This is a genomic window from Lysobacter sp. BMK333-48F3, from assembly GCF_019733395.1.
Taxonomy (GTDB): Bacteria; Pseudomonadota; Gammaproteobacteria; order Xanthomonadales; family Xanthomonadaceae; genus Lysobacter.
The window spans coordinates 2,429,242-2,453,544 of record NZ_JAIHOO010000001.1; the positions used below are offsets into that span (position 1 = coordinate 2,429,242).

22 protein-coding genes are annotated in these 24,303 nt (G+C 69.4%); 9 read left to right on the top strand and 13 right to left on the bottom strand.

What is annotated here, in order from left to right:
* Position 1: 1 nt before the first annotated feature.
* A complete protein-coding gene (locus K4L06_RS10355; protein WP_221671310.1) occupies positions 2-928 on the bottom strand; it encodes a LysR family transcriptional regulator in 927 nt (308 codons plus the stop codon).
* A gap of 115 nt (positions 929-1,043) precedes the next feature.
* Between K4L06_RS10355 and K4L06_RS10360 the strand changes: the two genes are divergently transcribed.
* Entirely contained in the window at positions 1,044-2,063 is a 1,020-nt protein-coding gene (locus tag K4L06_RS10360; protein WP_221671311.1) for an NAD(P)-dependent alcohol dehydrogenase, read from the top strand.
* A 7-nt stretch (positions 2,064-2,070) separates the two neighbouring features.
* On the opposite strand, the gene K4L06_RS10365 is transcribed toward K4L06_RS10360, so the two are convergent.
* From K4L06_RS10365 to K4L06_RS10390, 6 genes are all read right to left on the bottom strand, one after another.
* A complete protein-coding gene (locus tag K4L06_RS10365; protein ID WP_221671312.1) occupies positions 2,071-2,481 on the bottom strand; it encodes a hypothetical protein in 411 nt (136 codons plus the stop codon).
* A 16-nt stretch (positions 2,482-2,497) separates the two neighbouring features.
* Positions 2,498-3,388, bottom strand: a complete 891-nt coding sequence (locus K4L06_RS10370; RefSeq protein WP_221671313.1) for a hypothetical protein — start codon at positions 3,386-3,388, stop codon at positions 2,498-2,500.
* Between the two features lie 175 nt (positions 3,389-3,563).
* Positions 3,564-5,363 (bottom strand): endonuclease, encoded by a 1,800-nt coding sequence (locus K4L06_RS10375; protein WP_221671314.1) that lies wholly within the window; start codon positions 5,361-5,363, stop codon positions 3,564-3,566.
* A gap of 162 nt (positions 5,364-5,525) precedes the next feature.
* Entirely contained in the window at positions 5,526-5,936 is a 411-nt protein-coding gene (locus K4L06_RS10380) for a helix-turn-helix domain-containing protein (protein WP_221671315.1), read from the bottom strand.
* A 368-nt stretch (positions 5,937-6,304) separates the two neighbouring features.
* The gene (locus K4L06_RS10385; protein WP_221671316.1) at positions 6,305-6,676 is read right to left on the bottom strand and encodes a cupin domain-containing protein; all 372 of its coding nucleotides are present in this window, start codon (positions 6,674-6,676) and stop codon (positions 6,305-6,307) included.
* A gap of 77 nt (positions 6,677-6,753) precedes the next feature.
* Positions 6,754-7,008: a hypothetical protein gene (locus K4L06_RS10390; protein WP_221671317.1), complete on the bottom strand. Its 255-nt coding sequence runs from the start codon at positions 7,006-7,008 to the stop codon at positions 6,754-6,756.
* 121 nt (positions 7,009-7,129) lie between these two features.
* Between K4L06_RS10390 and K4L06_RS10395 the strand changes: the two genes are divergently transcribed.
* The 3 genes from K4L06_RS10395 to groL all read left to right on the top strand — a co-directional run bounded on the left by K4L06_RS10395 (position 7,130) and on the right by groL (position 10,300).
* Entirely contained in the window at positions 7,130-7,999 is an 870-nt protein-coding gene (locus tag K4L06_RS10395; RefSeq protein WP_221671318.1) for a helix-turn-helix transcriptional regulator, read from the top strand.
* Positions 8,000-8,239: 240 nt separating this feature from the next.
* Positions 8,240-8,527: a co-chaperone GroES gene (locus tag K4L06_RS10400; protein ID WP_221671319.1), complete on the top strand. Its 288-nt coding sequence runs from the start codon at positions 8,240-8,242 to the stop codon at positions 8,525-8,527.
* A 132-nt stretch (positions 8,528-8,659) separates the two neighbouring features.
* The gene (gene groL, locus K4L06_RS10405; RefSeq protein ID WP_221671320.1) at positions 8,660-10,300 is read left to right on the top strand and encodes a chaperonin GroEL; all 1,641 of its coding nucleotides are present in this window, start codon (positions 8,660-8,662) and stop codon (positions 10,298-10,300) included.
* Between the two features lie 87 nt (positions 10,301-10,387).
* Here the strand turns inward: groL and K4L06_RS10410 are convergent, their stop codons facing one another.
* From K4L06_RS10410 to K4L06_RS10420, 3 genes are read right to left on the bottom strand one after another with little or no spacing between them, the layout of a single operon-like run.
* Entirely contained in the window at positions 10,388-11,806 is a 1,419-nt protein-coding gene (locus tag K4L06_RS10410; protein WP_221671321.1) for a hypothetical protein, read from the bottom strand.
* A 43-nt stretch (positions 11,807-11,849) separates the two neighbouring features.
* Positions 11,850-12,626, bottom strand: a complete 777-nt coding sequence (locus K4L06_RS10415; RefSeq protein ID WP_221671322.1) for a hypothetical protein — start codon at positions 12,624-12,626, stop codon at positions 11,850-11,852.
* A gap of 11 nt (positions 12,627-12,637) precedes the next feature.
* Positions 12,638-13,000 (bottom strand): hypothetical protein, encoded by a 363-nt coding sequence (locus tag K4L06_RS10420; RefSeq protein ID WP_221671323.1) that lies wholly within the window; start codon positions 12,998-13,000, stop codon positions 12,638-12,640.
* A 465-nt stretch (positions 13,001-13,465) separates the two neighbouring features.
* On the opposite strand from K4L06_RS10420, the gene K4L06_RS10425 reads away from it, so the two are divergent.
* The 5 genes from K4L06_RS10425 to K4L06_RS10445 all read left to right on the top strand — a co-directional run bounded on the left by K4L06_RS10425 (position 13,466) and on the right by K4L06_RS10445 (position 18,494).
* Complete coding sequence (locus tag K4L06_RS10425; RefSeq protein ID WP_255595052.1) at positions 13,466-14,218, top strand: hypothetical protein; 753 nt, start codon at positions 13,466-13,468, stop codon at positions 14,216-14,218.
* 21 nt (positions 14,219-14,239) lie between these two features.
* On the top strand, positions 14,240-15,385 hold the full coding sequence (locus K4L06_RS10430; protein ID WP_221671324.1) for a type IV secretion system protein: 1,146 nt from the start codon (positions 14,240-14,242) through the stop codon (positions 15,383-15,385).
* On the top strand, positions 15,382-15,873 hold the full coding sequence (locus tag K4L06_RS10435; protein ID WP_221671325.1) for a DUF4189 domain-containing protein: 492 nt from the start codon (positions 15,382-15,384) through the stop codon (positions 15,871-15,873). The genes K4L06_RS10430 and K4L06_RS10435 overlap by 4 nt, the downstream gene beginning before the upstream one ends.
* Before the next feature lie 29 nt (positions 15,874-15,902).
* A complete protein-coding gene (locus K4L06_RS10440; protein WP_221671326.1) occupies positions 15,903-16,388 on the top strand; it encodes a DUF4189 domain-containing protein in 486 nt (161 codons plus the stop codon).
* Positions 16,389-16,517: 129 nt separating this feature from the next.
* The gene (locus tag K4L06_RS10445) at positions 16,518-18,494 is read left to right on the top strand and encodes an alpha/beta fold hydrolase (protein WP_221671327.1); all 1,977 of its coding nucleotides are present in this window, start codon (positions 16,518-16,520) and stop codon (positions 18,492-18,494) included.
* Between the two features lie 28 nt (positions 18,495-18,522).
* Here K4L06_RS10445 and K4L06_RS10450 read toward each other — a convergent pair whose 3' ends face one another.
* From K4L06_RS10450 to K4L06_RS10460, 3 genes are all read right to left on the bottom strand, one after another.
* Positions 18,523-21,528 carry a tetratricopeptide repeat protein gene (locus K4L06_RS10450; protein ID WP_221671328.1) on the bottom strand — a complete coding sequence of 1,002 codons (3,006 nt, stop codon included), beginning with the start codon at positions 21,526-21,528 and terminating at the stop codon, positions 18,523-18,525.
* A gap of 198 nt (positions 21,529-21,726) precedes the next feature.
* Positions 21,727-23,181 carry an XVIPCD domain-containing protein gene (locus K4L06_RS10455; RefSeq protein WP_221671329.1) on the bottom strand — a complete coding sequence of 485 codons (1,455 nt, stop codon included), beginning with the start codon at positions 23,179-23,181 and terminating at the stop codon, positions 21,727-21,729.
* A gap of 15 nt (positions 23,182-23,196) precedes the next feature.
* A complete protein-coding gene (locus K4L06_RS10460; protein ID WP_221671330.1) occupies positions 23,197-23,700 on the bottom strand; it encodes a hypothetical protein in 504 nt (167 codons plus the stop codon).
* Positions 23,701-24,303 lie beyond the last annotated feature (603 nt).

Consider the following 24,303-nt stretch of genomic DNA (forward strand, 5'->3'; position numbering starts at 1 on the left):
CTCAGCCTCCGCCGGCGACGACCCGGTCCCAATGCGCCGGCTGGCCGATGGTCTGCTCGAGGAAATCGATGAAGGCCTCGACCTTGCGCGGCCGGTACTCGCGGCTGGGATACACCGCATAGATGCCGATCGGCAGCAGGCTCCAGTCCGGCAACACCTCGACCAGGCGGCCGTCGGCCAGTTCGTCGGCGACGGCGAAGGTCGCGGTCTGCAGGATGCCTTCGCCGCGCAGGGCGGCCTCGACCAGGGGCAGGCCGTAGTTGGCCTTGAGCCGGCCGCGCACCGGCACCCGCAGCGGTTCGCCGTCGCGCTGGAACTCCCAGGTCGGCGCATCGCGGAACAGGGTGTAGTGCAGGCAGTCGTGTTCGATCAGCGCGCCCGGCGCGGCCGGCGCGCCGCGCCGCTGCAGGTAGGACGGCGCGGCGACCAGGATGCGCCGGGTCTGGGCGATACGCCGCGCGACCAGCCGCGAATCATCGAGCGCGCCGATCCGGATCGCGGCGTCGAAGCCTTCGCCGATCAGGTCGACGAAGCGGTCGTCGAACTGCAGGTCGAGTTCGATCTGCGGCCAGCGGCGCAAGAATTCGCCGACGTGGGGGATCACGTAGAGGCGGCCGAAGTTCATCGGCAGCGACACTCGCAACTCGCCGCGCGCCTGCGCCGACAGGTCGTGCACGCGTTCGCCGGCGGCCAGGATCTGGGCCAGCGCCGGCGCGACCTGGGCGTAGTAGTGGCGGCCGGATTCGGTGAGGCTCAGCCGGCGGGTCGAACGGTTGAGCAGCTTGGTCCCCAGCCGGGCTTCGAGCGCGGCCAGGCGCCGGGTCACCGCGCCCGGGGTCAGCTCGAGATGGCGCGCCGCGGCGGTGAAGCTGCCATGGCGGAGGATGGCCTCGAAGGCTTCGAGTTCGGAGTACAGCCCGCCGGACATTATTGAGCCGCTCTCAATGATGAGTTGTCGCGACGATCCTATATCGCCGTGTCCGGCAACAATAGCCTGTCCATCCCCGGCGCCACCGCGCGCCGTCCTGTCCCAGGAGCACTCGATGGACGCGTTCCAACTGCAAGGCCACGACCTCGCCAGCCTGCGCCGGGTGGCGCTGCCCGAACCCCGGCCCGGCCCCGGCGAAGTGCGGATCCGGGTCGCCGCGGCCTCGGTCAATTACCGCGACTACGCCCTGGCCACCGGCCGCTACCAGCCCGAGTTGCCGCGCCCGTTCGTGCCGCTGTCCGACGGCGTCGGCCGGGTCGATGCGGTCGGCGCCGGCGTCGACGGGATCGCGCTCGGCGAGCGCGTGCTCGGCCACTACACCACGCGCTGGACCGACGGGCCGTTCAACTCCGAGAACCATCTGAGCAAGCTCGGCGGGCCGCGCGACGGCTGGCTGGCGCAGTGGATCGTGCTGCCGGCCGCGGCGGTGCTGCGCGCGCCGGATTTTCTCGACGATGCCGCCGCTTCGACCCTGCCGGTGTCGGGCCTGACCGCCTGGAGCGCGCTGCGCAAGCTCGAACTCGCCCCCGGCGCCAGCGTGCTGGTGCAGGGCAGCGGCAGCGTGTCGCTGATGGCCTTGCAACTGGCCGCGGCGCGCGGCCTGGACGTGATCGCCACCACCGGCGACGCGGCCAAGGCCGAACGGCTGCGCGCGCTCGGTGCGCGCGCGGTGATCGATTACCGCGCCCGGCCCGACCTGGCCGCGGCGGTGCGCGAGGCGACCGGCGGCCGCGGCGTCGACGGCATCGTCGACGTGGTCGGCGGCGCGTCGTTCGCCGGCCTGCTGCAGGCCGCCGCCGACAACGCCCACATCGCGGTGGTCGGCTTCCTGCAGGGCACGCGCGTGGACGGCGAACTGATCGGGCCGATCATGGCCCGCCAGCTCAACATCCACGGCGTCAGCGTCGGCAGCCGGCGCGACTTCGAGGCCTTCCTGGACGAAGTCGAGCGCGCACGCATCCAGCCGGTGGTCGGCGAACGCTACGGCTTCGCCCAGGGCGCCGAGGCGATCGCCGGCATGGCCGGCGCGCGCGCGTTCGGCAAGCCGGTGGTGCTGTTCGACGGCGCCGCCTGAGCCGGGCTCAGGCCGTGGCCGGTTGCTTGGCGGTGTCGACGACGGCAGTGATCGCCTTGGACACCGCTTTGACTTTGCCGGCCTGCAACGCGATCGTCAGGGCCACCACGGCGCCGGCGATGCGCAGCGCACGTTTGATCTGGGCGATGTCCTGCAGGGCGTCGCGCGCCTCGCCGATCGCGCCGGACAGGTCCGCCGCCGCCTGCGCGGCGCCCTCGCCCAGCAGCAAGGTGCCGTGCTTGCGGAACAACACCACGAACATGCGCACCTGGTCTTCGTGGCGTTCGAGTTCGCGCGCCTGCTCGTCGTCCACGTCCGGGGCGGTGATCCGCAACTCCAGAATGCGGTCGGCGATGTCGGAGAAAGTGCGGGCGATGGCGTAGGCCGCTTCGGCCTGGATCTTGATCGATTCGGACATGGGAGCCTCCTTCGGCTCAGAACGCGTCGCGCAGTTGCTTGCGCAAGGCGTTGACTTCCTTGGCGTAGTCGTTGAGCTGCTTGGCCAGTTCCGCGTCGTCGAGCCGGTCGATCTTCTCGCGCAGCTTGGCGTGGCTGACCTTCAGCTGGTCGGCCGCCTTGACGAACTGGTCGATCGAGGCGCGCCGGGCTTCGATCTGGCGCGTTTCGGTCAGCAGCGTGGATTTGGCCGCATTGGCCGCCAGGGGTTCGGTCTTGGCGGCGCGCTCGAGCGACAGCTGCAGCGGCTTCATCGTGCCCAGTTCGTCGTCCAGGTAGCCCTTGTAGTTGAGCGTGGCATAGCTCTTGAGCGTGTCGACGATGGTGAAGACGGCGGCTTCGTGGCCGAGCAGTTCGCGGATGTGCTTGCGCTGCTTGTACTGGGTGCCGATGCGGGCCAGGAAGTCGGCCAGCGCGATCACCGAGTCGAGTTCGGCCTTTTCGAACGTCGGCGTCGTGCCGTCGTCGTCGGTCAGCTTGGCCAGGCTGCCCTTCAGGGCGCCGAAGTCCTCGCTGTAGGACGGAAGCTTCTTGTCGCTGAGCGCGGCCAGCGTGTCGGCGTACTGCGCCAGCAGGTCGTTGAGGGCGGCGATGGGCTCGTTGGCCTCGACCGCTCCCTTGCAATGCGCCTGCGCTGCGGTCTGGACCTGGGCCGGATCGAACGAGGTCGAGGTGATCAGCTTGCGCCGCGTGTAATGGTCGACGCAGCTCTGCACCGAGCCGGCCATCATCGGCGCGAACGCGGCCGAGAGCTTCTTGGTCTGGTCGGAATACTTCTCCACCGCGGAGAAGTTGGCGCAGGCGCCGGCCGCCAGGCACAGCGCGAGCGCGGCCGGCAGGCGCAGCCGCGCGGTCAAGGTCCTTCTCATGCATCCCCCTGTGTCCTCGGCGCCGGTTGCGGCCGGGCGGCGCAACGGCCGGCGCCGATTGCCTGGAACAACGCGATGGCGCCGCGAAACAGGACAGTGTGCCGACCGGAAAAACGAACGCCCGCAACCAGCGGGCGTTCGTACTGCGCTGCCTGCGGCAGCCGTGCTGCAGCGATTACGGAATCAACTGGCAGCTCGCCGGTTTGGTCGAGGTGAACAACGACGCCGTCGCCCATTCCGGATGGTCGATGAAGGGGTTGCGGTTGCCCTGGAAGCTGTAGATGACTTCGTTGCGGGCCTTTTCCGCCGCGGTCGGCGGATCGGCCTGGTGCCACTGCAGCAGGGTGGTCAGCAGACCCATGTAGGCCGGCGAGGACGAAGTGATGACGATCTTGCTGCGGTCGTCGGTCAGTTCCAGGTCCGGCTCGGACTGGCCGCTGTTCGGGTCGGTGCCGCCTTCGTAGCGGATCGCCATGTACAGGATCGCGCGCGCCATGTCGCCCTTGCGCTGGCCCCAGACTTCGAACGAACCGGCGTTGCCGTCCGGGGTCTTGAACCAGTTCGAGTTGCCCGGGTACACGCCGCTGCCGCCGCCGCTGCCGTTGCTGATCTCGGTGACGCGCTCGCCGCAGCCGCTGGACAGCGAGCAGTTGGCGTAGGGCTTGTTGCCGCGGTCGGCGTTGTAGCCGGCGTCGGTGAGATACAGCATGTGGGTGTCGGTGTACGGCGCGTTCGGCAGGCCCAGGTTGCCGGTGGTCGAGCCGAAGCCCAGCGAGTTCGGCCAGGTGTGTTCGCGGTTGTACTTCAGCCCGCTGCCGCTGCCGGCGCGGTCGGTGACCTTGAGGTAGCTGCGGTTGCGGTAGGCGTCGAGGATGCGGCCGGCGTTGTTCGGGTCTTCGTCGGCGATCTCGAGGATCGACCAGGTGTTGCTGGTGCCGCCGCTGTACGGATAGACGGTGTGGCCCTTGATGGTCGCGTGCAGCGAGCAGCGCAGCTGGCTGGCGCTGCTGGTGTTGACGTGGGCGTAGTAGCCGCTGGTGCCGCCGCCGCTGGCGACGTTGAAGTTGACCACGGTGTTGGCGGCCGGGCTGGCGCCGCCGGCGTCGGTGACCTTGCTGGCCACCACGGTGAAGGTGCAGGCCTCGCCGGCGTACAGGGCGGTGCCGGTCGAGGCGGAGATCGCGGTGCCGCTGGACGGGTAGGTCAGCGCGACCGCGCCCGAGGTGGCGCACTGCAGGGTCAGCGCGCCCGCGGCCAGGCTGACCGCTTCGCTGAAGTTGGCGACCAGGTCGCCGGCGGCCGGGAAGTTGCTGGCGCCGTTGGCCGGGGTGGTCGAGGTCACGCTCGGCGGCGTGTTCGGGTTCGAGCCGGTGAAGCTCTGGCCGTTGTTGCAGGCGCCGAAGGTCTGGTTGGCCGAGCTCTGCCAGGCGAACTGCGAGTACGCGCTGCCGCTGCCGGACAACTGCAGCGAGGTGCCGGCCGCGGTCGAGCCGGACTCGGACACCGGCAGATTGCTGCTGGTCTTGCCGGCGGCCGGACCGTTGCTGGCGGTGATCGAGCCCTCGTAGCTGAGGAACTGGACCACGTTGCCGCTGCCGTCGACCAGGGCGAAGCCGTCGTTGGAGCCGTTCTGCAGGCCGTTGGTGGGGTAGCTGAGGGTGGCGATGCGCACGCTGCCGCCGCAGCTGACCACGCTGCCGGCCGGCACCAGGTCGTTGTCGTAGGTGGTCGCCGCCGACGGCGAGCTGCCGTTGTACAGGTAGATGCGGTAGTTGCTGAGCGTCTCGCCGGCCGTGGCCACGACCTCGATGCGCTCGCCGACGTCGCCGGCCGAGGTGGCGTCGTCGTAATGGAATTCGTTGATGAACACCGCGGCCGGGGCCACGGACGGGATCAGCGCGGCGAGCGCCAGCGCCAGCGGCGCGCGGCGGCGCCAGGGCGAAACAACGGGACAGCCACGAACGGACTTCGACATCGAACGGCTCCTTGTGATGGCGACGCGCACGCATGACGGTGGGCGCAGTCGGAAAGCGCCTCCCCCAGGCGCATCCGGTCGAGTCTAGTCGGGGTTTGTGACAGCGCCGGCTGCCCTGCGTCACGCTTTGCGAGCGCGGCGCCGGTCACGCTTCGCGCGGGCTCAGCCCGATGCGCGCTTGGACACCGCCGAGCGCGCGCGGCCGGTGCGCAGTTCGGCCAGTTGCTCGGCGACCTCGACCAGCGGCGCGCGGCTGCGGGTCGGCGCCTCGCGGAAGGCCAGGATCAGGCGCAGTTCCAGCGGGTCGTCGACCAGCAGCGCCTCGGCCGCGGCGACCGAGTCCATCGCGGTGTCGGCCGAGAGGTTCATCTTGCCGCGCCCGGTCGCCAGCCACTCGAACTGCACGCCGGTCACCAGGGCCAGTTCGCGCAGGTGGGCCATGCTCGGAAACTTGCCCTGCGCCGACTCCCAGTGGCCGACCGCGCTGCGCTGCACGCCGACGGCGGCGGCCAGCGCGGCCTGCGACAGGCCGGCGTGGCGGCGGGCGAGGCGGATGCGCTGCTGCGGGGTCATCGGCGTTGCTCCGGCATCGAGGTAGGCGCTGAGTGCATTTTGCTACCGATTTTCACCTGGTGACCGATAGACGCCATAGCTGGTGCGCTACCGGTCACTTCTGGGAATAGAGTTTATTACGAAAACAACAAGTTACCTTGGTGTGTGACCGCTGGTGCTACCGATAGTAGCGTCGTTCGCGTCCCTGTCGGCTGGTAACCGTTACCCGGACTTCGCAAGATCGGTTCCACGCCGATAAGGAGTTTGGCGAGACACGAGGTCGGTTCGGGGGAAGGGCGCCGGATAGCGCCATGCAGAGGACAGGCCGTCTCCGTACCAAAGAGCGCGTTCCACGGGACGCGCTCTTTTCTTTTGTCCGCTGCGCCCGCTCAGGCGAGCGGGCGCAATTGCTCGTCCAGCGAGCGGGTCTTGTCGGTGACCGCGTCGCCGGTGTGCAGGGTGGTCTTGCGCTCGATCAGCAGCAGGTGGCATTCCTCCTCGGCGATCGGGTTGTGGCGCACGCCCTTGGGCACGACGAACATCTCGCCCTCGCCCAATTCGATCCGGCGGTCTTCCAGCTCGATCGTCAGCCGCCCCTTGAGCACGTAGAACAGCTCGTCTTCGTCCTGGTGGCTGTGCCAGGCCAGGGTGCCGTGCACGCGCGCGACCTTGACGTAGGCATCGTCGACCTCGGCGACGATCCGGGGCGACCACAGTTCGGTCAGGGCAGCGGCGATGCGGGCGGGGGAGGTGGCGGACATGCGGGTTCCTGGCGACGGGGCTGGGCGCGCGATGGCGGTATCGGCCTTACCTTAGCGCGCGCCCGCGCCGACCGCGCTCAGGGCTGCGCTTCGACCCAGGCGCGCAGCTGCGGATCGCGGATCTGCATCGCCTCGAACAGGCCGATCGCGCGCAGCGCCGGCAAGACCTCGCGGATATGGCGTTGGGCCTGCGCGCGCGCCGCGGCATCGGCCTGCGGATCGGCCAGGGTGCGGGCGTTGGCGAGAAAGGCGGCGACCGAGCCTTTGCGCACGGTGGCGCCGCCGAGCACGGTGGTATCGGCGCCGTCGGCAAGAATGTCGTGGGGACGCATGCGGGGATTCCTCGAATGGAGCGGGGTGGAAGCGGGAACGCCAGCTTGGGCGCCGAGCCCCGGCTCTGCTACGTTGCCGCGGCCGAGTTCCGTCGCGTTCCGGCCAAACCGGAGGCCGCCCTTGCCCGATCCTCACTCGCGCGACCTGGCCCGGCGCGACGCTTCCGCGTCCGCCCAGGCCTGGCTGAGCGCTGCGCAGGCCGACGCCGGCGACGGCCCGGCGGTGATCGCCGTGGTCGGCGATGCCTCCGGCCCGCGCGCGACCGCGCCGCACCGCCACGCCCGCGGCCAGTTGCTCGGCGCCCGGCGCGGCCTGCTGACCGTCGGCAGCGAGCGCGGCCGCTGGCTGGTGCCGCCCTCGGACGCGGTGTGGATGCCGCCGCAGGCCGAACATTGCTTGCGTTCGCACGGCCCCGGTTTCGCCGGCTGGAGCCTGTATGTGGCCGCGGACGCCTGCGCCGGACTGCCGGCGCAGCCCTGCGCGCTGCGCGTGTCCGGGCTGCTGCGCGAGGTCGTCGCCCGGCTCGGCGATGGCGCCGAGGCCACGCCGGCGCGGGCCCGGCTGGGTGCGGTGGCGCTGGACGAGATCGCCGCCGCGGGCGGCCGCGACGGCCGCCTCGGCCTGCCGATGCCCGACGACCCGCGCCTGCTCCGGCTCGCCCAGGCCCTGGTCGAACACCCGGGCGACCCGCGCAGCGCGGCCGAATGGGCGGCCTGGGCGCACCTGTCCGAGCGCAGCCTGCGCCGCCGCTTCGCCGCCGAGACCGGCTACAGCCTGCTGCAATGGCGCCAGCGCGCCGGGCTAATGGCCGCATTGGAACGGCTGGCCGCCGGCGTCGCGGTGACCACCGTGGCCTTCGACCTGGGCTATGCCAGCGCCAGCGCCTTCGGTGCGATGTTCCGTCGCCATCTCGGCGCGAGTCCCGGCGCCTATCTCGGCGCGGCCGGGCTGGGCCCGGCCGGGACCGGGGCGGAGCCGGGCGCGCCCTAGCGCCGACGCGAGCGGCGGCCGGGGGCTGGGGTACGGCCTAAGGCACCGCCGAAGCCGGCCGGCCGGGGCGGCTTTGCGACTTTTTTCGGCCGGGCCCTTGAAAGGCGCCGGCCGCGCCTCATCTAGCGTCCAGTCCCGGCGCGTCCGGGCGCTTTCGTCCCCGGCGTTGGCACTCTCCGGTGGCGACTGCTAAAATTCCGATTCTTTTCCCGCTCATTCAATCACTTACAGAGGGTCGCCATGAATCTCAAGCCGCTTTACGACCGCGTTGTGGTCAAGCCGATCGAAGCCGACGAAATCTCGGCCGGCGGCATCATCATCCCCGACGCCGCCAAGGAAAAGTCGACCAAGGGCGAAGTCGTCGCGGTCGGCGAAGGCAAGGCTCTGGACAACGGCAGCGTGCGCGCGCCGAAGCTCAAGGTCGGCGACAAGGTCATCTACGGCCAGTACGCCGGCAGCACCTACAAGCAGGACGGCGTCGAATTCAAGATCCTCAAGGAAGACGACGTCCTCGCGATCGTCGGCTGAAAGCCGGGAATCGGGAATGGGGAATCGGCAGTCGTAGAGCGCTTGCGCTGACGCCCCCGCCCCGACCGATTCCACTGGCTTTCGCTCTTCCCATTTCCGATTCCCCATTCCCCATTCCCGGAGTCAGCAACAATGGCTGCTAAAGAAATTCGTTTCGGTGAAGACGCTCGCGCCAAGATGGTGCGCGGCGTGAACGTGCTCGCCAACGCCGTCAAGGCCACCCTCGGTCCGAAGGGCCGCAACGTCGTGCTCGAGAAGAGCTTCGGCGCGCCGACGATCACCAAGGACGGCGTGTCCGTCGCCAAGGAGATCGAACTGGCCGACAAGTTCGAGAACATGGGCGCGCAGATGGTCAAGGAAGTCGCTTCCAAGACCTCCGACAACGCCGGCGACGGCACCACCACCGCGACCGTGCTGGCCCAGGCGCTGATCCGCGAAGGCATGAAGGCGGTCGCCGCCGGCATGAACCCGATGGACCTCAAGCGCGGCATCGACAAGGCCGTGACCGAAGCCGTCGGCGAGCTGAAGAAGCTGTCCAAGCCGTCCTCGACCTCGAAGGAAATCGCCCAGGTCGGCACCATCTCGGCCAACTCCGACGCCAACATCGGCGACCTGATCGCCCAGGCGATGGACAAGGTCGGCAAGGAAGGCGTGATCACCGTCGAAGACGGCTCGGGCCTGGAAAACGAACTCGACGTCGTCGAGGGCATGCAGTTCGACCGCGGCTACCTGTCGCCGTACTTCATCAACAACCAGCAGTCGATGTCGGCCGAGCTGGACGACCCGTTCATCCTGCTGCACGACAAGAAGATCTCCAACGTCCGCGACCTGCTGCCGGTGCTGGAAGGCGTGGCCAAGGCCGGTAAGCCGCTGCTGATCGTCGCCGAGGAAGTCGAAGGCGAAGCGCTGGCGACCCTGGTGGTCAACACCATCCGCGGCATCGTCAAGGTCTGCGCGGTCAAGGCTCCGGGCTTCGGCGACCGCCGCAAGGCGATGCTGGAAGACATGGCCGTCCTCACCGGCGGCACCGTGATCTCCGAAGAAGTCGGCCTGCAGCTGGAAAAGGCCACGATCAAGGATCTGGGCCGGGCCAAGAAGATCCAGGTCTCGAAGGAAAACACCACCATCATCGACGGCGCGGGCGAAAGCTCGGGCATCGAAGCGCGCATCAAGCAGATCAAGGCGCAGATCGAAGAGACCTCTTCGGACTACGACCGCGAGAAGCTGCAGGAGCGCGTGGCCAAGCTGGCCGGCGGCGTTGCGGTGATCAAGGTCGGCGCCGCGACCGAAGTCGAGATGAAGGAAAAGAAGGCCCGCGTCGAAGACGCGCTGCACGCCACCCGCGCTGCCGTGGAAGAAGGCATCGTCCCGGGCGGCGGCGTCGCGCTGCTGCGCGCCAAGGCCGCGATCGCCGGCCTGAAGGGCGCCAACGAAGACCAGAACCACGGCATCCAGATCGCCCTGCGCGCGATGGAAGCGCCGCTGCGCGAGATCGTGACCAACGCCGGCGACGAGCCGTCGGTCATCCTCAACAAGGTCATCGAAGGTTCGGGCGCCTACGGCTACAACGCCGCCACCGGCGAGTACGTCGACATGATCGAAGCCGGCATCCTGGATCCGACCAAGGTCACCCGCACCGCGCTGCAGAACGCCGCGTCGATCGCCGGTCTGATGATCACCACCGAAGCGATGGTCGCCGAACTGCCGAAGAAGGACGAGCCGGCGATGCCGGGCGCCGGCGGCATGGGCGGCATGGGCGGCATGGATTTCTGATCCGCACCGTTCGCCGTTCGCGCGAAACGAAAAACCCCGCCGCGAGGCGGGGTTTTTTCGTTCCGGGCCGCGTCGCCGCAGCGGCGGCTACATCAGCTCGTCGAGCAGGTCGCGGTTCAAGGGCGTCACGTAGGCGGCCATGTCCAGCACGGTGAAATCGCCGGTGATCCTGGAGCGGGCGAACTGCTCGATCACGCCGACGCATTGGTTGCGCTGCTTGGGCGGCAGGAAACGCAGGATCGGCACCATGCGGCGATGGCCGATGGCTTCCCACCGCGCCACCGCATCCAGGCTCGCCATCCACTGCAACTGGTGCTCGTCGGCCATGCCCAGCGCCGCGTGTCCGCCGATGGCGCGCACGCGCTGCTCGCGCAGTTGCACGATGTGGCGGTGCCTGGACAGGCGGCTGTCGGAACGGGCGAAGCCGATGTCGCCGCTGGCCGGGCCGTAGCTGGTCGGCACGTCCTGGGCGGCGGCGCCGAAGCCGAAGCCCGACAGCAGTTGTTCCTGCTCCTGCAGGCTTTCGCTGACGGTGCTGAGCGTGCGCATGCGGCTGCCGCCGAGCAGGGTCTCGCAGGGGAAGAAGTAGCCGAAGCCGTCGAACACGCGCTCGTGCAGCGCCGCGTACTGCCGTTGCCGGCCGCCGCGGACGGCCAGCGCGGCGTCGACCGCTTCGATCAGCTCGGGCGAGCCTTCCAGATCGGTGTCCGGGTCCAGCATCAGCACGACCCGCGGCACGATCATCTCCTCGACCAGGTGGATCTGAGTGACTTCGCTGCGGCGCAAACGCTCCAGGTCGTCGCGGAATCTGGCCGCCAGGGCGAAGCCGTTGACGCCGCCGCCGGCGTTGGCGTTGTGGATGCTGCGGGTGTGCAACTCGTGCAGGACCCGGCTGGCGGTGGCGCTGATGTTCCAACTGGCGGTGTAGGGGACCCCGCCCGAATGCGGCGGCCGTTGCGGATGCCGGTAGATCACCGGCGAGCGCGGCGAGCGCGCGCCGAACAGGTGGTCGTTCGCCTTGGGGCCGAAGCGCAGGCCGCGGTCGAGCCGGCGCGCGCTGAACAGCGCGGCGATCGTTTCCAGCGGCAGGGCGGTGAATTCGTCCGGGTCGCGCACGTTGGCCGCGGCCATCCGGGTCTGCCATTGCGGCAACAAGTCCGGAGCGTCGGCCTCGTTTCTCAGCCCCCACAGCGCCTCGCCGGGCCGCGCCTCCGGCGCGGTGACCCGCGGCACGGGGCGCGGTTGCGCGGCCGGCTTGGCCGGCGCCTGCGCGCGCGGCGCCGGCCGGACCGTGATCGTGCGGTCCTTGTCGATCGCCTCGGCGACCGTGACCTCGCCCTCGATCGACGGGTCCAGGCCGGCGTTGCCGAAACGGAAACGCTCGGCCGGCAGCATTCCGGCCTCGGCCGCGAGCCGTTCGCGCAGTTGTCGCAGCGTGGTTTCCGGAGTCAGGCGCAGGACGGTGTCGCGGTCGGAGGCGCCGGCGAATGCGATGGTGACGAACATGCGGAAGCCTCGGTTACGCGATGCGTGGAACGGGCGCCGCCGCTCAGTCCGGGTCGACGACGAAGAAGTGCACCTGCAACGCGCCGATGCGCTGGTGTTCGGGATCGTCTTCGGCCTGCACCTGGATGCGTTCGAAGCGCTGTTCGGCGTTGCCGTCGGCCCAGATCACGCCCGGATTGACCCGCACCTGGCCCTCGGTCGCGGCCTCCAGCGCGTGGCCGCGCCGGGTATCGATGCGTCCGGCTGCGGCCGGCGCGGTGTCGATGTCCGGCGCGGCCGTCGGCAGGGGCGAGGCGAAGCGCGGGTGGTTCTCGTCGTAGACCCGTCCGGAGACGGGGTCGAGAAACTGGCGCACCTTCCAGGTCGAGATTTCGCAGCGCCACAGCCGTTGCAAGGCATCGCGGTCGCGCGCATCGCCGAGCCGCGCGCGCATCGACTCGACCACGATCAAGCGCCGGTCGTGCTGGAACCGGCGCACGGTGGCGGTGCGGTGGTCCCATTCGTCGGGGCGGTCGACCGCGTAAAGGCGGTCGACCACCGGCCCGGCGTCGGTGGCGATGCGGAAGCCGAAGCCGAGGGGCGAGGGCGAACGGACCTGGATCGACAGCGCCGCGCCGCGGCTGACCGCGACCAGGTTCGGGAACACGCGACCCGGTGCGGCCTGCGGCAAGCGCGCGTCGGTGAACATCAGCGCCTGCGCGCCACGATTGCGGCGGCGCGCGTCGGCATCCTCGACGTTGAGGCCGAAGCGCACGAACAGGTTGTCCTGGTCGCGCAGCCAGTCGGCGGGTGCGCCGTCGAGGACATGAGACCCAGCCATGGGCGCGGCCCTCAGATGCGGTTGATCGAAAAGCTGGCGATGGTGCCGCGGACGTTGAAGGTCGCGGTATGGCCATTGGGCGCAAAGGCCACCGAAGGGCCGTTGCGCCGGCCGCCGCCGACTGCGCCCACGCGGACGCGAACCCGATCGCCCACTTGCAGCTTGCGGCCGTGGAAGAGCAGCGTGGACAAATCGACGCTGCGGGTCTGGCCGAGCGGGAACGCGCCGGCGGCGAGGGCCTGGCTTACCGCCGTGTCGCCGTCGAGGCGCTGAACGACGAAGCGCATGGAGAACCCGGCGTTGTTGATGCAGGCGATGTGCTGGACGTGCAGTTCGGGCTGGCCGGATTCTGCGGGATTCGCGGACGGCTGCATGGCGGGGCCTCGTGCGCGGAGAGAAAACTGTTCGGGTCGATAAGGGGAACGCCGCTGCGGGAAGAGCGTGAACGCATCCGCGGCCCTGCGGCCGCTGCCGCGGCGCGATAGCCGGTTATGGCCGTCGACGGACGGCCCGGAATGGGTGGGTTGAGGCCATCGATACGGCGGCGGCCCGAATCCGCGCGTGGTCGAAGCGGCCGGAGCGGATCGCCGGGACGATCCGGGAGTGCGAACCGGTCGCAAGACTGGAACCCTGCGCGGGTGTCGGCACGCGGCCCGATTCGCGCAGGCGAAGACCTCGAAGCAACGCTCTCGACCGAAAAGTCGTGTAGACGAATGTGTAGTGGGTAGAACCACTTACACCGCTCGTCGGGCCAGCGCGATTATTTCGTTGCACATTCGACATGTCACATTTCTCATGCGCGATAGTGCAGCCGTCGATCGACAAGGACGGGATGCGAAATGGAACTTCATTCAGGCAAACAACGAGCGCACAGCCGCCGTGCCAGGCGCTGGTTGTGGCCGCTGCTATTTGTGGCGATGCCGGCGGCCGCGCAGCAGACGGTGCACGACCCGATCAGCTTCGTCGAGCAATTGCGCCAGGTCGCGTCCGATGCGATCGAGTTCGGCAAGACCGCCAAGCGCTGGGGCGAGACCGCCGACCACTACCAGCAGCAGTTGATCCGGGTGCAGCGGCTCAACTTCGGCCAGGCGCAAATGCACGACGACTTTCCGTCGCGGGCGGCCGACCACGGCATGGACGACCTCTGCCCGAGCGATGCCGGCCCGCGCGAGCCGGTCGCCGCCGCGCTCAAGCTGGCGCTGCCCAAGCTCGACGGCGACCTCGTCCGCGAGCAACTGTCGCTGTGCCAGCGCCGGGTCTATGCCGAGAACATGAAGTACAACGAATCGGTACGGATGCTGCGCACCCTGCTGGCGCGCAACCAGGAGTTCCAGTCGCTCGAGCTGCAACGCGACGCCGCCGGAACCAGCCAGGGCGCGCTGGCCGCCAACGACAACGAAGCCCAGCGTTTCATGCTGCGCACTTCGATGGAGCTGGACTACTGGCAGGCGCGGATGAAGGCCTACGACGACTACATCGCCGCGCTCAAGGCCGACCAGTCGCGCCTGGCCAAGCGCGCGCTCGACGGCAAGAAGGGCACGATGATAGGCAACGTGATCCAGGCCGGCGTGCTTGCGGCCGCGCTGCGCTGAACGGACGGAGGGCGAAGCGCGATGGACCTGCCGTTCGAAGAATTCTCCCGCTGGCTGGCGCCGCAGACCCAGTCCGGCGTCGTCGACTACGCGTTCTACAAACTGATCAACAACTACTTCACCGAGGAGATCAACGCCTTCGGCTTCGCCCTGATGCGGCGCATGATGAGCTGGGTCGCCAGCGTCGCCTTCACCCTGGCCACGCTGTACTTCCTGGTCATGGGCTACCGCGTCGCCACCGGGCAGTCGCGCGAGCCGATGATGGGACTGGTCGTGAACGGCATGAAGGTCGCGCTGGTCCTCGGCGTGGCCACCACGATGAGCTTCGGCAGCCTCGACCTGTACCGCATGCTGACCACCGGCCTGGACCAGGAGATCCACCAGGCCGTCAGCGGCAACCCTGGCCAGACCGCGGCCGAGGCGGTGGACGAGAACCTGGCCTACATGCAGATCGCGATGAACGCGATCGATGCGGTGCGGATCGTCGACGGCGACGACGAGACCCGCGAGCAGAAATCGCGCGCCCTGCTGATGGCCGGCTTCGGCACCGCCAGCGTGCCGATGACAGTCGGCGCGCTGATGCTGATGTACAAGTTCGGCATCGCCTTCTTCGTCGGCCTGGCGCCGCTGTTCATTCTGTGCCTGATGTTCGACCAGACCCGCGACCTGTTCCGCAAATGGCTGATGTCGGGCATCGCCACCTTCTTCTCGATGGCGGCGCTGAGCATGATGTCGGCCATGGCGCTGAAACTGACCGGCAAGGTCGCGGTCGCGTTCTGGGTCTCCAAGGCCATCGGCGGCATCCGCGGCCTGGAAGCCGAGGGCATGTCCTCGCTGGCGATCCAGCAGGGCGGCTTGGGCCTGATCCTCACCGTCGCCCTGGTCACCGTGCCGCCGATGGTGGGGATGTTCTTCCATGGGGCGCTGGGGAACTTCATGCAGTTCTCGGCGTTTGGGGGGCAGGGTGGGGGTGGTCAAGGCGCGAGCAGTAGCGCTACATCCGGCATGCCGGGTTACACAAACGGCGGCGGTCATTCAAATCGTCCCAGCGCCGATCCAGGATCCCAGCGCCGCGAGAGCGTGGGCGATATGTCCGGCCATGGCGCGCGTTACACACTGGGTGAATCGATCGATCGGTCCAACGGAAACGAGATCAAAAAGAGATGAAACTAAACGTCCTGATATCGCTCACCACAATTGCGCTATGCGTGGGTCAGGTCCGTGCTGAAGGAGGCTGCCCGGCCGGCATGATTCCGGCCCAAGGAACGAATATTTCCTCGTGCATGCCCATATCCAGTAGCGGGGAAGAAGCTGCGCCATCGTTGGGGCCGCGCTGGGCGCCCAGTTGGGGAGCGACGGCGCAAGATCCAGAGAGTGGCGTCATGGGAGCTGTAGCCGATAAGCCGAACAAGCGCAGCGCCAAGCAGGGGGCGGTTGCGGACTGTCTTTCCAGAGGCGGTGTCAAGTGCAAAGTACAGGGCGTGTACAGCAATCAATGCATCGTGACCGTGCAGGGCGGTGGATTCGAGAACGATGTATATGCCGAATCGATCGAGCGCGCGACTCAGCAGGGAATGGATGCCTGCCGGAAGAAAGGCCGTAGTAATTGCCGGGTGTATTACCAAGCTTGCAGCTTGCCGATCAAGATTCGCTAGCTATCAAATGGCCGCGCTTGGACGCCGCGATGAAATGGAGAGTCAGGGCGTTGGTGCTATCCGGACTGGCGATTCCCGCTTTCACCTTCGCCGAAGGCGGCTGCCCCACCGGCATGACTCCCTATCAAGGATCGAACGTCGCCTCATGCGGCCCGATCCCGGTATCGGGCGATACCTGGGCGGCCGAGCCGCAGTGGGCGGATCGCTGGGGGGCGATTGCCGGCGATGCAGGCCGCGGCGTCGCTGGGGCAGCGGTAGAGCGACCCCGCAAGCACGACGCCGAGAAGGACGCCATCGCAGCATGCCGGGCGCGTGGCGGCGTCCGTTGCGTCATCGAAGTCACCTACGCCAACCAATGCGTCGTGACGATCCGATGGGCAACCGGAACCCAACACGTCAGGGCGGTTTCGATCGATAGCGCCACTGAATCGGGGCTTGCGCTCTGCCGCCAACGCGGCGATCGAGGGTGCCGTGTTCGCTACCAGGCCTGCAGTTTCCCGGCCCGCATTCGTTGAATCTCCGGTTCCGTTGGACCATGCCCGATGGAAGGTCGGAGGGGTTGTCGGAGGCGGTTCGTCATCGGTCGATTTACTCCCGCCCCGCCCGCCCCGGACAATAGCCGCACATCCCGTCCGGTATCCGTCATGTCCCGATCCCCCGTTGCCTGGCTCGCGCTCGGCCTCGCCGTCCTGCTCGGCAACGGCTGCGCCGTGGTCAAGGTCAAGGAGCGCGCTTTCGGCGAGGTCGCGGTCGAGCGCAGTATCGATGCGCTCAGCGGCGACCGGCTCAGCGCCTCGGCGGCGAGCGTGCTCGGTTCGGCCGGGCTGGATCCGGAGGCCTGCGCGCGCGAGCCGGGGCCGTGCATCGAGCAGTTGCGCCCGCTGGCGCCGGTCGAGGACTGGCTGGCGGCTTCGGCGGAACTGCAGTTGCTGCGCATGAACGCCTTGCCGGCTTCGGTGAGCCGGGCGGCCGAAAGCGCCGGCCTGGCGCGCAAGCCGGTCGAACCGCCGGCCGCCGCCGCGCCGGACGTGGCCGACGATGCGCGCACCGCGGCGGCGATCGAGGCTGCGCGTTATGCCTACGCCTACCTGTTTCTGACTCCGCGTACGCCGGAGCAGCGGGTGTTCGAGGCGCGGCAGGAGCGGATGCTGCGCTTCTACAACCGCGCCGTCGATGCGGTCGCCCAGGCCGCGTTCGAGGCCAGCCGCGGCCAGGTCGGCGCCAGCCCGGTGCGGGTCGGCGGCCTGGAGTTGAGCATCGCCCTGCACGGCTACGAATCGTCGGAGATCGAGCAGCAACCGGAGGCGTTGCTGGCCTCCGACACCCTGGGCTTCGACAATCTGCGCGCGGTGTACCGCCGCGACGGCTTCGGCACCTCGCTGGTGGCGGTGTTCCCGCGCCGCGCGGCGACGGGGCAGGGGACGCCGGCCGAGAACGTCCCCTACCGCGACACCCGCTACCTGCCGGTCACCGCGACCCTGCGCTTCGGCGGCGATTCGCTCGACGCCGTGCTCGCCGATCGCAGCGCGCGCATGGACGTGTACAACCCGTTCCGGATCGAAAGCGAGACCATCGCCGGGCGCAGCGTGCCGCTGGCGGCGAACTATTCGGCCGCCTACGGCATCTGGCTGGCGCGCTCGGAACTGGCGCGGCTGAGCCTGTCCAGCCTGCTGCGGCCGAAGCAGGCGCGCGCGTTCTCGCCGCGGGTCTACCTCAACCAGCCCTACGACCCGGACAAGCGGGTGATCGTGCTGGTGCACGGGCTGGCGAGCAGCCCGGAGGCCTGGGTCAACCTGGCCAACGAACTGCTCGGCGACGAGACCCTGCGCCGCAACTACCAACTGTGGCAGGTGTTCTACCCGACCAACCTGAGCATCCTCGGCAACCGCGCGGCGATCGAATCGGCGTTGGCGCGCACCTTCGCCCACTACGATCCGCAGGGCGACGACATCGCCAGCCGCGATGCGGTGCTGGTCGGGCACAGCATGGGCGGGGTGATCTCGCGCCTGCTGCTGAGCGACAGCGGCGACAAGGTGCGCGAGGCCAGCCTGAGCGGCTTCGACGCCGCCACCGCGCAGCGCCTGCGCGAGGATCCGCTGGTGCGCGAGTTGACCGTGTTCCGGCCGATGCCGCAGTTCGGCCGCGCCGTGTTCCTGGCCTCGCCGCACCGCGGCGCGGTGGTCACCGACGGCTGGCCGCTGCGCATGGTGCGCAAGCTGATCCGGCTGCCGTTCGACGTGTTGCGCGACACCGCCGAACTGATCCAGCGCAGCCAGCTCGATCAGGACCAGTTGCAGAAGATCGGCTTCCGCAAGGGCCGACCGCCGACCGGGCCGGACGATCTCAGCCCGAATTCGTTGTTCATGCGCAGCACCGCCGGGCTGACCCTGGAGGCCGGCCTGCCGTACCACACCGTGGTCGGCTGGCGCGATCCGAAGCTGCCGCTGGCGCAGTCCAGCGACGGCGTGGTGCCTTACGCCAGCGCCCACCTGGAGGGCGCGCAATCGGAGAAAGCGATCGTCTCCGGCCACAGCGTGCAAGAGACGCCGCAGGCGATCCAGGAACTGCGCCGTATCCTGCGCATCGATCTGGCCGAACACCGCCGCCGCAGCGGCCGCTGAGCGCCCGCGCGGCGCGGGACAGCGTCGCTCAGCGGCGCTGGCGCCAGTAAGCGGCGCGCTCGGGGTCGTGACGTTCGCTGTCCTCGTCGCCGTACAGCGCCAGCAAGTGCTCGATGCTGCCGCGATGGCCGCCCTCGGCGGCGGCCAGCCATAGCCGTTCGGCCTCGTCGACGTCGCGCTCGACGCCCTCGCCGCGCGCCAGCAGGCCGGCCAGGTCGCTGCCGGCGATGTGCGCGCCGGCGTAGCTGTCGTGTTCGGCGGCGCGCCGCAGCCAGCGCGCGGCTTCGGCGCAGGCGGCGGCGCGGTCGGCGCCGGCATTCGCGCCCAGGCGCAGCGCGACCAGCCCGGCGCGATGGGCGCCATCGCCATCGCCGACTTCGGCGGCGCGCCGGTAGTGGTCCAGCGCGCGTTGGTGGTCGATCGCGGTGCCGAGGCCGAACTCATGCGCGTGGCCGAGGTTGTACAGCGCGTCCGGTTCGGCTTGCGCGGCGGCGCGTTCGAACAGGCGCAACGCGCGCTCGGCATCGGCGTCGCCGCCGACCCCGTTCTGCAGCAGATGGCCGAGGCGGATCTGCGCCCGCGGATGATCGGGCGCGAGCGTGAGCAGCCGCTCCAGCCAGTCCCGCGCCAGCGCCGGCGCGGCGGGGCCGCCGATGCCGTCGATCAGCATCGCCGCCAGTTCGTCCATCGCATCGACGCTGGCATCGGCGGCCGCGCCGGCCGGCGTCCAGGCGGCATCGGCGGCGCCGAACAGGCGCGCGAACAGGCCGGGCCGACGCGCCGACGCGTGCGGCTCGATGCCGGCGGCGCGCGCCATCCACAGCCGCGCCGCGACCGGATCGGCGTCGACGCCGTAGCCGTCGCGCAGTTCGCGCGCCAGGCGCAGCGCGGCGCCGCGGTCGCCGGCGGAGAACCCGGCGGCCAACCACTCGAGGTGATCGTGGCGACGGCCGTCGCGGCGCAGCCATTCGAAGCGGTCGTCGTCGCTGCGCACCGCCTCGACCGGCTGGTCCGCGGACCAGGCGCGGTACAGGTGCAGGGCGATCGCCGACAGCTCGCTCCAGTCCAGCAGGCGGGCCACGCCGATCCAGGCGTAGCCGGCATGCAGCACGGCGCCGTCGGCGCGCAGCACCTGCATGCGCTGGTGGCCGTAGTCGTGGTCTTCGTGCTCGGGTAGGTCCTCGGCGACCAGGTAGCCGCCCACGACCTCGTCGCCGTCGCGGTACAGCGCGGCGGCGAATACGTGATCGTGCGCGCAGGGCACGACTTCGCGGCCGAGCCGCAGATCCCAGGCGCCGCGCCGCTCGCGGCCGCCGACTTCGCGCCGCAGCGCGATCAGGTGCTGCGGCGTGCGCCAGGGCCCGTCGTGTTCGTCCGCCGATTCGCCGGGCCCGGCTTCGATCCAGGACGCGAACGCCGACAACTCGTCGTAGACCGGCGGAACCAACTCGCGGCCGTCGGCGTCGATCATGCCCAGGCCGCCGTCGCGGCCGGCGGTGCGCACCAGGTAGCGCAGCGCTTCGCGCCGGGTCGGCTGCGCGCCGTCGACGGTCTCATGATCGAGGTCCAGGGCGCGGTAGATCGGTGCGACGCATTCGCGCCCCGACCAGTCGAGCAGGCCGTAGCGGCCCTTGCGCCGCACCCGGATCGCCGCGCCGGCGGGCATCGCATCGATCTCGTCCCACTCCATCCCGACCCAGGCGCGGCCGTCGGCGTGCAGCCAGCCGCACTGGCGGCCGCGCCGGGCCAGGTAGGCGCCGGCCTGCTCATGCCATTCCAGCGCGTCGTACTGCGGTTCCAGCACCAGCGCGCCGTGGCGGTCGATCAGGCCGACCCGGCCCTTGCGCCGCACGTCGGCATGGCCGGCGGCGGTGAACTCGCCGCCGCCATCGAACGCCGGCGCCACGCACCACTGCCCGGCCGGGTCCAGATAGCCGTAGCGTTCGCCGCTGCGCGCGCAGGCGCGACCGTGGCTGAAACGGCCGATGTCGTGCGCCGGCGGCGAGGCCGCGTCCGGCGAAAGGCGCCAGGCGCCGTCGTCCTGCAACAGGCCGGCACGCTCGCCGATCCGCACCGCGGCCAGGGCGCAGGGGCCCAGCGCCTGGAACTCGTCGACCTCGTCCAGCACCGGCTCCAGCAACAATTGCAGGCGACCGTCGGCATGGCGTTCGAGCAGGCCGTAGCGGTCCTCGCGCGCGACCCAGTACAGCTCGCGCGCTCCATGGCCGGCATCGAGAATGTCCTGCCATTGCGCCGGAATCAGCACCTCGCCGGCTTGCAGCCGATCGTGTTCGTCGTACTCGCCGCGCCGGCGCAGGCCGCGCAGGCCGCCGGCCTCGAACAGGATCCGGTCGTGGCCGATCTCGGGCTGGTCGGCGTAGTCGTCGTGCTCGAAGGCTTCGAATGCGATCCGCCGCGGCCGCTCGCGTTGGCCGAAATAGGGGTGGTCGAGTCCGCCGAAGCCGAACTGCCACAGCCAGGAACTCCATTCGTCGACGTGCCAGGCCGGACCCTCGACTTCGAGCAACTCGGCCACCTGTTCGGCGTGGTCGGCCGAGATCGCTTCCTGCAGTTCGCGCCAGAACGCGCCGCACTGCGCGGCCATGCGCTCGATGAAACCCTCGCCGTCGCCGTCGAGCCAGGACAACTCGTCGAGGTCGGCGGAAAACTTCAACGGCGCGCCGGGTCGGTCGGCGCCGGCGCGGACCAGGGCCGACTCCTCGTCGAAGTAGCGGCGGAAGGCTTCGAACTGCAGGCTCAGGCCGGGAATGCGGTCCAGGCGCGGGTGGCCGACCACGTAGCGCTCCAGGATCGCGAAGCGCTCGCGCGCGGCGGCGGCGTCGCCGATCAGATTGCCGGTGTCGGTGTCCAGGAAGGCCAGCCGTTGCGCGGCGTTGGACGGCCCCTCGCGGCTGTCGGCGAGCAATAGCTGCCACAGGGTCGGGAAGTGGTTCTTGGCCTCGGCGAACGGCCGGCCGCCGCCTTGCGCGGCTTCGACTTCCGTACACAGATAGAGGAAGACCCGATTGCCCATGGACGCTCCCTGCATGGCGGGGCGAGCAGGGTAAAGGATCTTCGCGCCGGCGGCCTGGCCGCAATGGGCGAAGCGGCGAAATGACGGGCCGGTCGCAGCCGGCGGCGGCCGTGGTCGAGCATTTGCGGGCGGCCTGGAGGAACGAGTGCGGAGAAACGAGCGACTCGTTCCTGCGCACTCGTTCCCCGCCGATCGCCGTTACATCGCGCGGCTGTGCTGCTGCTGTTGCTGCGTCTGCGATCCCTGTCCCTGCTGCTGGTTCAAGGCGTCGAGCTGGCGGAACGCATCCTCGGTCGGCGGCGCCTGCTGCAGCGACATGCCCACCCGCAGGTGCGAGGGGCTGCTCGGGTCGCCCTGGACCAGGAACGCGGTCTTGCCGACTTCCTTGGTGGTCGGGTCGACGCTGAGCACCACGTGGTCCGGGCTGGACAGGTGGTTGCGCTTGCTTTCCAGGGCCAGGCCCGCGGCCAGGCGTTCGGCGTCGCGCTCCGGCAGGGTGCCGCCGAGGCGCGCGTACTCGCCCTGGACCTTGTCGAGGATGCCGCGGAACAGCCGGTGGTCCGGGTGCTCGGCGCTGCGCGGATCGAGCTTGCCGTGGTCGTGCGCGTGCCCGTCGCCCTGCAGCTCGCGCAGCGCGTCCAGCGGCGCGTTGCGGATGTTGACGTGGGTGTGGGTGGTCTTGGTGTGGTCGAAATGGCTCTGCTTGGGCGGGTTGCTGCTGGTGTCGTAGTACGGCTGGCGCCCGGCCGAGTTGGCGCCCAGGTCGATGCCGTTCTGCTCCATCAGCTTTTCGTTGAGCTTGAGCTCGGTCATGTTGAGGTGCACCTGCGGCTTGCCGCCGCTGGCGGTCTTGCCGTGGGCGTGCTCGAGCTGGCTGATGTAGCTCATGTACGACGCGCCGTAGTAGTTGGCGTAGTCCGACTTGCCGTCGTGGCCCAGGCGCGCCTGCGCCGGCGGCATGTCGAAGTAGTACTTGCCCATCGACTTGACGTTGTCGGCGCTCATCTTCATCGACAGGTCGGCTTCGACCGTCAGCCCGGCCTTCAACGCGTAGTTGAAGTTCGGCGCGGTGCCGGTGCGGTCGATGAAATCGCCGGCGCGGCCGGGCGACTTGGCGTAGACGTCGGCCAGGGTGGCCTTGGGGTTGGCCTCGCGCACGTTGCCGACCAGCGCGTTCCAGCCGGCGATGTGGGCCTTGGCCTCGTTGTCGCGGTCGGCCTGGATCACCTTGCCGACCGAAGCGGTGTAGTCGTGCTTGTCGGCGACGGTCTTGGCCAGCGCGGTGGCTTCGGTGGCGAAGGTCTGGATCGCCTTGTCGCGGTCGGTGCGGTAGAAGCCGTGCTGGACCTCGTGGCCGAGCACGAAGGTCATGTTGCCGGCGTCGTAGGTGCCGGCGGGCGCCTTCTCCAGGCCCTTGATCGGCAACAGCATCGCCTGTTCCTTGCCGTTGTAGGCGCCGCCGGCGTGCGGATCGGTCAGCGGCTTGAACGACTTCAGATGACCCTGGGCGATGGCGTCGTCGAGCTGCTTGGACAGCGCCGGCGAGCCTTCGATGGTGGATTTGAGATTGGCCGAGGCGTCGGCGCTGACGCCGGGCTGCTTGGCGAATTCGTCGAGCAGCTTCTGCAGCTCGGGACTGATCTTGGCGGGCATGACGGCCTCCTTGCCTTATTCGATGGTGAGGGTCTTGACGCAGTGGTGGCCGATCTTGGCCGGCGATTCGCTGGATTCGCCTTCGACGAAGATCTGCAGCGACAGGCCGGTGCGGCTGAAGTTCCAGTGGTCCAGGCGGCCGTGTTCGGCGTAGCTGGCGTCGCCGTTGAAGCCCATGCTCTTGAGTTCGCGCGCGTAATGCTCGAAGTCCAGGCCGCAGACCGGGGTCATCGGCGCGCTCTGGTCGCCGGTGCGGGCGAAATCGAAGATCAGCTTGCTCTTGTGCTCGCCGGCCGGGCGGGTGACGTAGAGGTTGTACGACCAGTCCGGGTCCAGCTGCGCGCCGGTGCCGAAGGAGCCGTCGCCGTTGGCGGCGAGCTGGACTTCCAGGCCGGTGTGGCGGCGGACGTGGTCGGCGTTGAGGTCGGCGTTGGACGTCAGGCTGCCGATCAGCTTGAGCATGCGGCGGCTGATGTCCTCGCCGGTGACGTGGGGCGTGCCGCTGGCGGCAGTGCTCATGGGGTCCTCCTTGATGGGCGTCGATGTTGGGGCATGCGCGCAAGCGGCCGAGGCCAGGCCCAGGGCCAGGACGGCGGCCGCGCGCGCGGTGCGGGGGAAGCGGGAGCGGGGCATTGGCGTCTCCTCCGTGTAACGCGAATCGCTCCGCGGATTACAGCAGGCTGCGACACCTGGTGAACGGCGGATGCGCGTGGCTCCGGACAAAGTTGCGACCGCAGACACATTGCGGCCTCGGCCTCGGCGCAGTGCTCGCGCAGTCTCCCCATTCAGTTTTGCCTCGGTACGGCTCGCGCCCGGCTTGCGCGACGGTGCGGGCGAATCGGCTGTCATCGATAACAGCCCCGCCGCTGCTGGCTTCCGCGGGACTCCCGTGGGCGTCGGCGGGCGCGTTTCAAATGAACTGGCAAGTTCTGTTTTGCACTGCAGCGTGCAAACCCAATAACGCTTCCTTCACGATCGCCCCGCATCCCGACGTGGGGGAGGGAGCAAGCCCGCAACCGGTTCTACCGGAAGCGGGCTTTTTATTTGTGCGGCTTTTTTTCTGCGGCAGCGCCGGTCGCCCGGGTCGGGCGCAGCCCGGGCGCGTCTGCTGCGTGGTTGCGC